This window comes from Mycobacterium lehmannii (assembly GCF_002245535.1).
In the GTDB taxonomy this organism is placed as follows: domain Bacteria; phylum Actinomycetota; class Actinomycetes; order Mycobacteriales; family Mycobacteriaceae; genus Mycobacterium; species Mycobacterium lehmannii.
This window is the reverse complement of sequence record NZ_NKCN01000023.1, coordinates 1-11,450: the sequence shown is the minus strand read 5'-3', so window position 1 is coordinate 11,450 and position 11,450 is coordinate 1. Positions and strand designations below refer to the sequence as shown.

The following is an 11,450-nucleotide window of genomic DNA, read 5'->3' as shown; positions in this document are numbered from 1 at the left end:
TCGCCTTCGCATTCGGCGGGCCTTAACCGGTTGATTGCCCGCACCTCACGTCAGGGCGATCAACCCGTTAGTGGGCGGACCCGCGGTACCGGCTAGCCTCTTGACGGCAGCAACACGAGGGAGTGGTTATGCAGGGCTTCGCCGGAAAAGTCGCCGTGGTGACCGGTGCCGGGTCGGGTATCGGACAGGCGCTGGCGATCGAGCTGGGCAAGTCGGGTGCGAGTGTGGCGATCAGCGACGTCGACGCCGAAGGTCTGGCGGCGACCGAGGAGCGGCTCAAGGCGATCGGCGCACCGGTGAGGACCGACCGCCTCGACGTCACCGAGCGTGAGGCCTTCGAGCTGTACGCCGACGCGGTCGTCGAGCACTTCGGCAAGGTCAACCAGATCTACAACAACGCAGGCATCGCGTATGTCGGCGATGTCGAGGTGACGCCGTACAAGGACATCGAACGGGTGATGGACGTCGACTTCTGGGGCGTCGTCAACGGCACGAAAGCGTTCCTGCCGCATCTGATCGCGTCGGGCGACGGGCACGTCGTCAACGTGTCGAGCCTGTTCGGCATCTTCTCGGTTCCGGGTCAGGCGGCATACAACTCGGCGAAGTTCGCGGTCCGCGGGTTCACCGAGGCGCTGCGCCAGGAGATGCAGGCCGCGGGCCATCCGGTCAAGGTCACCACCATCCACCCGGGCGGGATCAAGACCGCGATCATGCGCAACTCGACGGCCGCTGAGGGCGTCGACCGCGAGGGCCTGACCAAAACGTTCGACACCAGGCTGACACGGACCACGCCCGAGGAGGCCGCGAAAATCATCCTCGACGGTGTCCGCAAGGACCGGGCGCGGGTGTTGGTCGGGGCCGACGCGAAGATACTCGACGCGATCGTGCGGCTCACCGGTTCGGGCTATCAGCGCCTGTTCCTGTCGGTGATGAAGCGTCTCGTGCCCAACAGCCACTGAGGCTGCGGCGCTCTCGAACGTCTACGAGTCGCCGAGGGGGTGTTCGGCCAGGAACGCGTCGGCCACGTGGCCTGGATCCGCGCCGTCGGCGACCTCGGCGCGCATCTCGGCCAACGCCGCGGTGTCCAGCACGCCTGCGACCTCGTTGAGCGCGAGCACCTGTGACTCGTTGAGCCCGTTGCGGCGAGACAGCGGCACCAGGTTCTCCGCGCGGATCAGCGACGTACGGTCCGACAGCATCACCAGTTCGGGCGGGATGCCGGGAGCCGCGGTCGTCGTCCACGCGGCGGGGAACCGGCCGGAGCGAACAGCATCGAAAGCCGCGTCGCTGTCGGGGAATTCAGTCACGTTGGGTTCGCACGTGCCGATCGTCTCCGGACGGGGTGCGTCGGCGACCGCGGCGATGGTCAGCCCGTCGCAGTTGCGCACCGCGGCGGTGACGTCGCGCCCGTCCCACTTTCCGGCGGTCGCCTCGGTGACCGCTAGGGCGGGCGTGTCCTCCGCCGACGTGGTGTAGTCCCCCGCCGCGACGCCTTCGGGCAGCGCGGAGACCATCTCGCGGTACACCTGCGTCGGCGCCCGTGCCGCCGACTCGGGATTGAACCGGTCCAGCAACCGTCCGGTGAGCCCGGGCACGACGCGGACGGCCCCGGTGTCCAGCCCGGTCAGCGGGTCGTCCTCGATCTTGACGTGAGCGGGGTTGCCGTACGAGCGCAGCGCGGCGGCATAGAGGTGGGCGCTCAACGTCGACTCCGGATCGGGTGTGGCGCCGACGGCTATCGACGGCCGCTCGGTGTCCTCGCCGCACGCTGCGGTGCTCGCCACGATCACCGCGACGAGCGCCAGCGCCAGCCGCCGGCCCACCTGCGTCTAGCCTCCCGACGCGTCGCGGGACGCACTGGCGACCGCCTGTGCGACCGCGGGGGCGACCCGGGGGTCGAGCACGCTCGGCACAATGCGATCGGGTTCGAGGTCGGTCCCGACGACCGAGAAGATCGCTTCGGCGGCGGCCACCTTCATCCGCTCGGTGATACGGCGCGCACCGGCGTCGAGCGCACCGCGGAACACGCCCGGGAAGGCGAGCACGTTGTTGATCTGGTTCGGAAAGTCGCTGCGCCCGGTGGCGACGACGGCCGCGTACCGGCTCGCGTCGTCGGGGTGGATTTCCGGATCCGGATTCGACAGCGCGAACACGATCGAGTTCGGCGCCATCGAGGCGACCAGGTCGACGGGCACCACGCCGGCGGACAGCCCCAGGAACACGTCAGCGCCCTCGAGCGCTTCGGCGAGCCCGCCGGTCAGCCCGCGCGGGTTGGTCGACTCGGCCAGGTCGGCCTTGTAGGAGTTGAGGTTCTGGCGACCCTTGTGCACGATGCCCTGCGAATCGAGCAGCGTGATGTCGCTGACGCCCGCCGCCATCAGGATCTTCGCGCACGCGATGCCTGCCGCGCCGCAGCCGGAGACCACGACCCGAAGCGAGGCGATCTCGCGATCGACGACCTTGGCCGCACCCAGCAGGGCGGCCAGCACGACGATCGCGGTGCCGTGCTGATCGTCATGCATGACCGGGCAGTCCAGCGCCTCGACCAGGCGCCGCTCGATCTCGAAACATCGCGGGGCCGAGATGTCTTCGAGGTTGACGGCCCCGAACGTCGGACGCAGCCGGACCAGGGTCTCGACGATCTCGTCGGTGTCCTTGGTGTCGAGCACGATCGGGATCGAGTCCAGGTCGGCGAACGCCTTGAACAACGCGCTCTTGCCCTCCATCACCGGCAGCGACGCCGCCGGGCCGATGTCACCGAGCCCCAGCACCGCGCTGCCGTCGCTGACCACCGCCACCATTCGGCTCGCCCACGTGTAGCGGGCGGCCAGCGTGTGGTCGGCGGCGATGGCACGGCTGACCTGGGCCACGCCCGGCGTGTAGGCGACGGACAACGCCCGTTCGGTGTCGAGGGCCGCGTTCAGCGCTACCGAGAGCTTGCCGCCTACGTGGGCCGCGAAGATCTCCTCATCGCTGAGGACGATGTTGGATCCGGTCAATGGAAGGTCTCTCACCGCTTGCGACACGGCGCCCAGGTTAACGACGAACTGGTAGGTAACCTAATCGCCCGCTGCCTCAAATCAGGCCGAGATCGGTGACCGCTTTGCGCTCGTCGGCGAGCTCGGCCGTCGTCTTGTCGATGCGGCTGCGGGAGAAATCGTCGATGTCCAGGCCCTGCACGATCGACCAGTCGCCGTCCTTCGTCGTTACCGGGAACGACGAGATCAGGCCCTCCGGCACTCCGTAGGAACCGTCGGAGTACACCGCCATCGACACCCAGTCGTCGGCGGGCGTGCCCAGCAGCCAGTCCCGGGCCGCGTCGACGGTCGCCGAGGCGGCCGACGCCGCCGAGGAGGCACCGCGGGCGTCGATGATCGCCGCACCGCGCTTGGCGACGGTCGGAATGAAGTCGTTCTCGATCCAGTTCTGGTCGTTGACCACCTCGGCGGCGTTGCGGCCGCCGACCTCGGCGTGGAAGACGTCGGGGTACTGGGTGGCCGAGTGGTTGCCCCAGATCGTCATCTTCTTGATATCGGTGACCTTGGCGCCGGTCTTGCGGGCCAGCTGGCTGATCGCCCGGTTGTGGTCGAGGCGGGTCAGCGCCGAGAACCGCTCACGCGGGATGTCGGGGGCGTTGGACATCGCGATGAGCGCGTTGGTGTTGGCGGGGTTGCCGGTCACCCCGATGCGCACGTCGTCGGCGGCGACCTCGTTGAGCGCCTTGCCCTGGGCGGTGAAGATCGCGCCGTTGGCCTCGAGCAGGTCACTGCGCTCCATGCCCGGGCCGCGGGGGCGGGCGCCGACGAGCAGCGCCAGGTTCGCACCGTCGAAGATCTTGTTCGCGTCGGCGCCGATCTGAACGCCGGCAAGAAGCGGGAACGCGCAGTCGTCGAGCTCCATCACCACACCCTCGAGCGCCTTGAGGGCCGGCTCGATCTCGAGGAGCCGCAGTTCGATCGGCCGGTCGGGGCCAAGCAGTGACCCGCTCGCGAGGCGGAACAGCAAGCTGTAGCCGATCTGGCCGGCGGCACCGGTGACTGCGACCTTGAGGGGAGTTGTGCTCACGTCAGATGCTCCTTGGACAGATGTACGTTGCCCGCACCGCGGGCGGATTGCGTCGGGAACGAAACTAGCAGGCAGCCGACGCGCCCAGCCGCGTAGCATCTACCACGGCCCAATACCTGGGCCCCGTCCGCCCGGGGGGAGCGACCCAGTGCCCTCATTTCGCCCGACCCGTCAAGCGTCCACGCCAGCTATCGGCGCCGACGGCCACGCACCGGTGACCAACGTCACCGTCGACTGCGGCATCTATTGTCAGGGCACCCGGCTGGCGGGCACATATTCCACCGCGGCGGCACTGGACGAGGTGCGCGAAGTGGAGCGCGACGGCAAGAAGGCGTTCGTCTGGATCGGGTTGCACGAACCCGACGAGGCCCAGATGCAGTCGGTGGCCGAGGTGTTCGGCCTGCACGAGCTGGCGGTTGAGGACGCCGTTCATGCTCATCAGCGGCCCAAACTGGAGCGCTACGACGACACCCTGTTCCTGGTGCTCAAGACCGTCAACTACGTGGAGCACGAATCGGTAGCCAACGCGCGCGACATCGTGGAGACCGGCGAGATCATGATTTTCGCCGGCGCGAATTTCGTGGTGACCGTGCGCCACGGAGACCACAGCGGACTGGCGAGCGTACGTCACCGCCTCGACGCCTCCCCCGGTCTGGCCGAATTGGGGCCCTACGCCGTCATGCATGCGATCGCCGACCATGTCGTCGACGGCTATCTCGAGGTCACCGAACTCGTCGAAGCCGACGTCGACGCGATGCAGGAAGAGATCTTCTCGCCGAATCGCCAGACCAACGTCGAATACATCTATTTGCTCAAGCGGGAGGTCGTCGAGCTACGCCGGTCGGTCAGCCCGCTCACGCTGGCGTTGCAACGACTGCTGTCCGATCACGACGACCTCGTCTCAGTCGAGGTGCGTCGTTATATGGGCGACGTGTTCGACCACAACACCAAGGCCTCGGACCGCATCGCCAGCTTCGACGAGATGCTGACGTCGTTGGTGCAGGCCGCACTCGGCAAGGTTGCGATGCAACAGAACACCGACATGCGCAAGATCTCGGCGTGGGTGGCCATCGCCGCGGTACCGACGGCCATCGCGGGTGTTTACGGCATGAACTTCGACCACATGCCTGAACTGGACTGGTCGTGGGGCTACCCCGCGGTTCTGTTGTTGATGGCAACGGTATGCACGCTGCTGTATCGCACGTTCCGTAGTAACAACTGGCTCTGATTTTGCGCGAAATGGCGTTCCAGCAGGCCCGTACTCGACCTTCTTCTGCTGGAACGCAATTTCGCGACTGCTTGCGCTGGCTTCAACTCAGCTCGGCTTGGCCGCCCGACGTGCCGGGTCGAGCACGTCGACGCCGTCCTGCTGCCACGCCTCGCGCATCGCGTCGGCGCCCTTGAGGCGCACCCACGCGGCTTCGGTCGCGGTGATCGGCGTGGCGGCCAACACCTTCACCGGCTCAAGCGGGTCGGCCAACGGAACGTCGTCGATTTCGCTGTCGCTCAACAGGAACGCGGTGAACGGTGTGTTCTCCCACAGCGGTGTCTCGAGGTCGATCAATGCATCGGGCGCCAGGACGAGCCCTTCCACCGCGGGCGCGGCGGCCACGATCGCGATCGACCGGTGCAGTCCCCGCGGCGAGGGTCCGCGAAGGGCGACAATCACCTCCGCGCGAGGACCGTGCACGACGTCGGTGACCATCTCGGTCGGGTCGAACATCGGATGACGCGAACAGCCCAGCGACACATAGTGGATGACTCCGTCGGGGCCCGGCCCGAAGCGCAGCACGCCGATGGTCTCGGTGCCAAGGAACGTGACGCTGGCCTCGGCGGGCTCGGAATCGATGCCCTGCCCGGCGAAATGCTCACGCAGGTGGGTGCGGACCTTCGCGGGGACGTCGATCACTCGGCCGGCGGCGCGGCTGAACCCGCGGGTGAATCGGCAGGCGCATCGGCCTCGGGCAGGCTGAGGTTGTTGCCTGTCTCGGGGTCGAAGACCACCAGCTTCGACGTGTCGAACGCCAACTGGATCGTGTCGCCTTGTCTGGCGGTCGAATCGACCGAAACCCGTGCCACGAACTCGTTCTCGCCGACGCCTGACTCGGCGGCCAGCTCGGCGAGCTGCGCCGAATGCGCCCCGGCGCCTTCGGTTTTGAAGTGGAGATACTTGTCGGCGCCCAGCGACTCGACCATGTCAACCGTCACGTCGAAGGTCAGTGCGCGGATGCGCGCATATCCGTCGAGCACCGCGGCGTCCTCGAAATGCTCGGGCCGGACGCCGACGATCACGTTTCTCGGCGCGTTGCGCCGGGCCAGCAGGTCGTAATTCTCCTGGGTGAGGGTGACCTCGCCGAAGGGCAGCCGGACGCCGACGTCGGTGATCGTCGCGCTGAAGAAGTTCATCGCAGGCGAACCGATGAAACCGGCGACGAACAGGTTCGTCGGGCGGTTGTAGAGGTCCTCGGGCGTTCCGATCTGCTGGGCCACCCCGGCAAGCAGCACCACCACGCGATCGCCCAGTGTCATCGCCTCGGTCTGGTCGTGGGTGACGTAGACGGTGGTCGTGCCCAGCCGGTCCTGCAGGCGGGCGATCTCCGCGCGCATCTGCACACGGAGCTTGGCGTCGAGGTTCGACAGCGGCTCGTCCATCAGGAAGGCCTTGGGATCACGCACGATCGCGCGGCCCATCGCGACGCGTTGCCGCTGACCGCCGGACAGCTGCCCCGGTTTGCGGTCCAGAAGCTCGCTCAGGTCAAGGATTTTCGCGGCTTCGTCGACCTTGCGGGCGATCTCGTCCTTCTTCAGCTTGGCCAGCGTGAGAGGAAACGCGATGTTCTGCCGAACGCTCATGTGGGGGTACAAAGCGTAGGACTGGAAGACCATCGCGATGTCACGGTCCTTGGGTGCCTTCTCGTTGACGCGCTCGCCACCGATGCGCAGTTCACCGGAGGTGATGTCCTCCAGCCCCGCAATCATGTTGAGCGTGGTCGACTTTCCGCATCCCGAAGGGCCGACGAGGATGATGAACTCGCCGTCGGCGATCGTCATCGACAATTCGTGGACGGCCGTCGCGCCGTTGGGGTAACTCTTCGTCACCCGGTCCAACACAATTTCGGCCATGGAACTACCCCTTCACCGCGCCGGATGTCAGTCCGGCGACGATCCGTCGTTGGAAGATGAGCACAAAGATGATGATCGGGATGGTGATGACCATCGCGCCCGCCGCGATCGATCCGGTCGGCTCCTCGAACTGCGAACTGCCGGTGAAGTTCGCGATCGCCACCGGCGCGGTGATCGCGCGTTCGGTGGCGGTCAGCGACAGCGCGAGAAGTAGGTCGTTCCAGGCGAAGATGAACACCAAGATCGCGGCGGTGACGATGCCCGGCGCGGCGAGCGGGGCGATGACCTTGCGGAACGCCTGCGCGGGTGTCGCACCGTCCATCTTGGCCGCCTTCTCCAGATCCCATGGGATCTCCCGGAAGAACGCCGATAGCGTGTAGATCGCCAGCGGCAGCGCGAAGGTGATGTACGGGATGATCAGGCCGGGCCAGGTGTCGAAGAGGCCGACCGCGCGTTCGATGTTGAAAAGCGGTGTGACGAGCGAGATATGGGGGAACATCGCGATCAGCAGGGAGACGCCGATCAGCAGCTTCTTGCCGGGGAAGTCGAGGCGCGCCACCGCGTACGCAGCCATCCCACCGATCACCACCGCGATGGCCGTGGTGATCAGGCCGATACCGATCGAGTTGATCAGCGCCGAGGTGAAGATGTTGCCCTGGAATATCGCCTTGTAGTTGTCGAAGGTGATCTCGGCGGGAATCAGCTTGCCGTCCTTGACACTTGAGGTTGGCTTGAGCGACAGCGACAGGATCCACAGCACCGGGAAGAGCGCGTAGACGATAACCAGCGCGTTGACGATCGTCCAACCCGTCACCCGCGACGCACCGACCCGCTCAGCCATCAGCGATTCTCCTCGGCGGACCCCGGCGCCGCGGCACCGAAGATCTTGATGTAAATGAACGCGATGATCGCCACGCACAGAAAGATCAGCACGCTGATCGCCGAGCCGAGGCCCACATTGAACGCCTTGAACAGGTTGTCGTATCCCAAAATCGACACCGAGCCCGTGTTGTTGGCCCCGCCGGTGAGGATGTAGATGTTGTCGAAGATCCGGAAGGCGTCGAGGGTGCGGAACAGCAGCGCCACCAGGATCGCCGGCTTGATCAGCGGCAGGATCACCTTGGTCAGCCGCTTCCAGGCGCCTGCACCGTCGACCTGGGCGGCGTTGAGCAGATCCTGTGGCACCAGCGCCAATCCGGCCAACAGCAGCAGCGCCATGAACGGCGTCGTCTTCCACACCTCGGCGAGCACCACGATCGCCAGCGACGGAAGCTGTTCGGTCAGTGGGGCACTGCCCTCGGGCAGCAGGTTCGCCAGGTATCCCGTGCCCGGTGTCCACGCGTAGTACCAGCTGTAGGACGCGGCGACCGTGACGATGCCATACGGGATGAGGATGGCCGTTCGCACGACGCCCTTGCCGAAGATGGTTCGGTGCATCACCAGTGCCAGCGCCATGCCGAGGACGAATTCGATGGCCACCGAGACGACGGTGATACCGAGCGTGACGAAAAAGGCTGTCCACCAGTACTGGTCGGTGAGAATGGTGACGTAGTTCTCCAACCCGATGAACTCGGTGTCGTCGGGTGCGGCCATGTTGTTGCGCTGCAGGCTCAGCCACACCGCGTAAGCGATCGGGTAGCCGGTCACCGCGAGCATCAACACGACGGCCGGCGCGATGAGCAGGAATGCCAGCTTCCGTTCCGAGCGAGTGTCGTCGCTGCCGGTCGCGCTCGGCACCGGTGCGGTCGCGGTCGCCGGTGGGGCGGTCACGGGATCAGCCCCTTACCGTCGATGGCCTTCTGCACCTGCTCGGTGAGCTCGTCGGCGGTGCGCTCCGGGTCGATGTCGGTGATCGGAGCCAGCGTGGTGGAGATGCGGGTGGAAACCGCTTGGTACTGGGGTGTGGCGGGACGCACCGCGGCGTTGGTGAGCTGTTCGCGGATGATCTCGTGCTGCGGATATTTCACCTGGAACGCCGGATCGCTGTACAGCGACGTGCGCACCGCGGGCAGCCCGCCTTCGACGGAGGTGTACCGCTGATTTTCCACGTCGCGCAGGCATCGGATGGCTTCGAACGCCTCGGCCTTGTGCTGCGTCGTCTTCGCCACGGCGAGGTTGAGGCCGCCGATGGTGACCCTTGCCGCCTCGCCCGGTCGCACGCCCGGATACAGGGCGAACCCAAGGACCTTTCTGCTCGCCTCGAAGGCGGTCTCGAACTGTTCGTCGCTGGGCGAGAACGTGCCGACGTCGTTGATGCTGCCGGCCAGCGAGGGGTCTTCGTCCAGCGGCAGGAACGACACCCCGCCCTTGATCGCGTTCTCGAGCAGCGACGGCAGCACGTAGGGCCAGTTCACCTCGAGCGCCGCCTTGCCCTGTTCGAGTGCCAGCCGTGCGGTGGTCTCGTCGGTCTGAGTCACCGACGGGTCCGCGCCTGGTGCGGTGGCGACGTTGCGGATGATCTGCAGCGCCTTGACGGTGGCGGCCCGGTGTTCGGGTGTGTCGGTCAACGTGACGGTTTTGCCGTCGTCGGAAAGCACTTGACCGCCCGCGCTTTCGAGCAGGGTGTTGAACCACACGACCAGGCCTTCGTACTGCTTTCCTTGTACCGCAATCCAGCTCGGCTCACCCGCGGCGTGCAACCGCGTCGCCTCGGCCACCATGTCGTCCCATGTTGTTGGTGGCTGCGCCATCAGATCGGCTCGGTACCAAAGCAATTGGGTGTTGGTGGTGATCGGCGCGGCGTACAGCTTGTCCTGCCACATGGCCGTTTCCAGCGGGCCCGGCAACGTATTGGCCCTCGCATCGGCTTCGGCTTGGCCGGCTGGATCGTCAGAGAGCGGCAACGCCCAACCGGCTTCGGCGAATTCGGCGGTCCACACCACGTCGAGGGCCATGACGTCGAGGCTTCTGTCGTTTCCGGTCAGCCGCCGCGCGAGTTGGAGCCGTTGATCGTCGGCGCTCTTGGGCAGGCTGATCTGTTGGATTCGGAAGCGGCCGCCGAGCTGTTCGTTACACCGCTCGGCGACGGCGGTGAAGGTCTGCGCTTCGTTGGCGGGCGTGTAGTAGTTGATGACGATGCCGCCGCTGTCGGAACCACACGCCGTCAGCGTTGACGCCGTCGTCAGCGCAGCAATCGCCGCAGCACCCATCCGTCGTGGGCCGCCGCGCATGCTGGGGAAGCGCACCACCCGCCTCCGTCCGCGTGATGTCACCGACGGGAATCTCCCGCGCGCAAACCGTATTGCCACAAGCATGTGGTTTGCAACACCTCGACGGCGCGCGTCGCACACCGTTACGCAATCGCGAACTGCGCATACGCCGTACCGGTGATGGTGCCTCTGCTACCGATCGCGCGCGGACCTCAGATGGTCAAGCGCGCCAGCAGATCCCGTCCGCGCTCGGCGTTCTGCGGATCGCACAGGACGTCGTAGCGGCCCGCGACGAGTTGCAGCGTGGAACTGAAATCTCTTGTGCCGCGTGCCATCGCATACGGGATCGCCGATGTGATGAGGCCGAAGAACACACCGGCGATCAGGCCGGTGGCCAGTGCTGCCCACGGGTTGGGGCTGAAGAACCCGAGAATCAGGCCGATGAACAAGCCCAGCCACGCACCGGTCAGGACACCACCGCCGAGCACCTTGGGCCACGAAAGTCGACCGGTGACCCTCTCGACCTGCATCAGGTCGACGCCGACGATCGTCACCTGCTGGACGGGGAACTCCTGGTCCGACAAGTAGTCCACGGCGCGCTGCGCCTCGGCGTACGTCGGATACGAACCGATGGGCCACCCCTTCGGCGGTGTGGGCAGACCCGCCGGGCCGCGGCCCATATTTGGGCTACCCGGCGTTGCGCCGGGATTTGCTCCAGGTTGAAACGGGCTGGTCATCGGTCCTCTTTCTCCTCTTTGCCGCAAATCGTTAAGTTGCTGTCTCGTAAGGGACAACGCCGCGATGGCCGCAATCGTGCCCGAGAATTACGCTAGGTTGACAAGCATGACAAATCCCGGGGAGGACGCAGCACGAAACGGACCATCCGAATCCGACGGGGGTGCGTCCGAGCAGACGTCCGGCGGCTACGAGGCGCCGCCGATCGAGCAGTCGACGTCCGAGGGCGATCAGCCATCCGTGTACGGCTCGCCCTACCAGGCTCCGCCGGCATACGACCCGTCGTCGGGGTATCCGCCGCCTCCGGCCTACCCCCCGCCGCCCCAAGGCGCCTATCCGCCACCGCCGCCCGGGGCCTATCCGCCACCGCCCGGCGCC

Annotated in this window: 11 protein-coding genes and 1 pseudogene; 3 read left to right on the top strand and 9 right to left on the bottom strand. The window is 66.4% G+C overall.

Annotated features, from left to right (window positions below; genetic code table 11):
* Positions 1-128: 128 nt before the first annotated feature.
* Positions 129-959 (top strand): SDR family NAD(P)-dependent oxidoreductase, encoded by an 831-nt coding sequence (locus CEX87_RS21400; protein WP_064396264.1) that lies wholly within the window; start codon positions 129-131, stop codon positions 957-959.
* Positions 960-980: 21 nt separating this feature from the next.
* Here CEX87_RS21400 and CEX87_RS21395 read toward each other — a convergent pair whose 3' ends face one another.
* The 3 genes from CEX87_RS21395 to CEX87_RS21385 are packed head-to-tail and all read right to left on the bottom strand — an operon-like array spanning position 981 to position 4,065.
* Entirely contained in the window at positions 981-1,823 is an 843-nt protein-coding gene (locus CEX87_RS21395) for a glycine betaine ABC transporter substrate-binding protein (protein ID WP_094289042.1), read from the bottom strand.
* A gap of 6 nt (positions 1,824-1,829) precedes the next feature.
* A complete protein-coding gene (locus tag CEX87_RS21390; RefSeq protein ID WP_197696780.1) occupies positions 1,830-3,026 on the bottom strand; it encodes an NAD(P)-dependent malic enzyme in 1,197 nt (398 codons plus the stop codon).
* Positions 3,027-3,075: 49 nt separating this feature from the next.
* Entirely contained in the window at positions 3,076-4,065 is a 990-nt protein-coding gene (locus tag CEX87_RS21385; RefSeq protein WP_064396260.1) for a malate dehydrogenase, read from the bottom strand.
* A gap of 148 nt (positions 4,066-4,213) precedes the next feature.
* Here CEX87_RS21385 and corA point away from each other — a divergent pair, with 148 nt between their 5' ends.
* A complete protein-coding gene (gene corA / locus CEX87_RS21380) occupies positions 4,214-5,293 on the top strand; it encodes a magnesium/cobalt transporter CorA (protein WP_064396259.1) in 1,080 nt (359 codons plus the stop codon).
* Between the two features lie 87 nt (positions 5,294-5,380).
* Here the strand turns inward: corA and CEX87_RS21375 are convergent, their stop codons facing one another.
* From CEX87_RS21375 to CEX87_RS21350, 6 genes are all read right to left on the bottom strand, one after another.
* Positions 5,381-5,974, bottom strand: a complete 594-nt coding sequence (locus CEX87_RS21375; protein WP_066844529.1) for a suppressor of fused domain protein — start codon at positions 5,972-5,974, stop codon at positions 5,381-5,383.
* Entirely contained in the window at positions 5,971-7,188 is a 1,218-nt protein-coding gene (locus CEX87_RS21370; protein ID WP_064396255.1) for an ABC transporter ATP-binding protein, read from the bottom strand. The genes CEX87_RS21375 and CEX87_RS21370 overlap by 4 nt, the downstream gene beginning before the upstream one ends.
* A 4-nt stretch (positions 7,189-7,192) precedes the next feature.
* Positions 7,193-8,029: a carbohydrate ABC transporter permease gene (locus CEX87_RS21365; RefSeq protein WP_064396253.1), complete on the bottom strand. Its 837-nt coding sequence runs from the start codon at positions 8,027-8,029 to the stop codon at positions 7,193-7,195.
* Positions 8,029-8,958, bottom strand: a complete 930-nt coding sequence (locus CEX87_RS21360; protein WP_165593293.1) for a carbohydrate ABC transporter permease — start codon at positions 8,956-8,958, stop codon at positions 8,029-8,031. The genes CEX87_RS21365 and CEX87_RS21360 overlap by 1 nt, the downstream gene beginning before the upstream one ends.
* Entirely contained in the window at positions 8,955-10,358 is a 1,404-nt protein-coding gene (locus tag CEX87_RS21355) for an ABC transporter substrate-binding protein (RefSeq protein ID WP_064396337.1), read from the bottom strand. Before CEX87_RS21355 ends, CEX87_RS21360 begins: the two co-directional genes overlap by 4 nt.
* A 191-nt stretch (positions 10,359-10,549) precedes the next feature.
* On the bottom strand, positions 10,550-11,074 hold the full coding sequence (locus tag CEX87_RS21350; protein ID WP_064396250.1) for a general stress protein: 525 nt from the start codon (positions 11,072-11,074) through the stop codon (positions 10,550-10,552).
* 106 nt (positions 11,075-11,180) lie between these two features.
* Here CEX87_RS21350 and CEX87_RS27420 point away from each other — a divergent pair.
* Positions 11,181-11,450 (top strand): annotated as a pseudogene (locus CEX87_RS27420) (DUF4190 domain-containing protein); the annotation flags it as partial.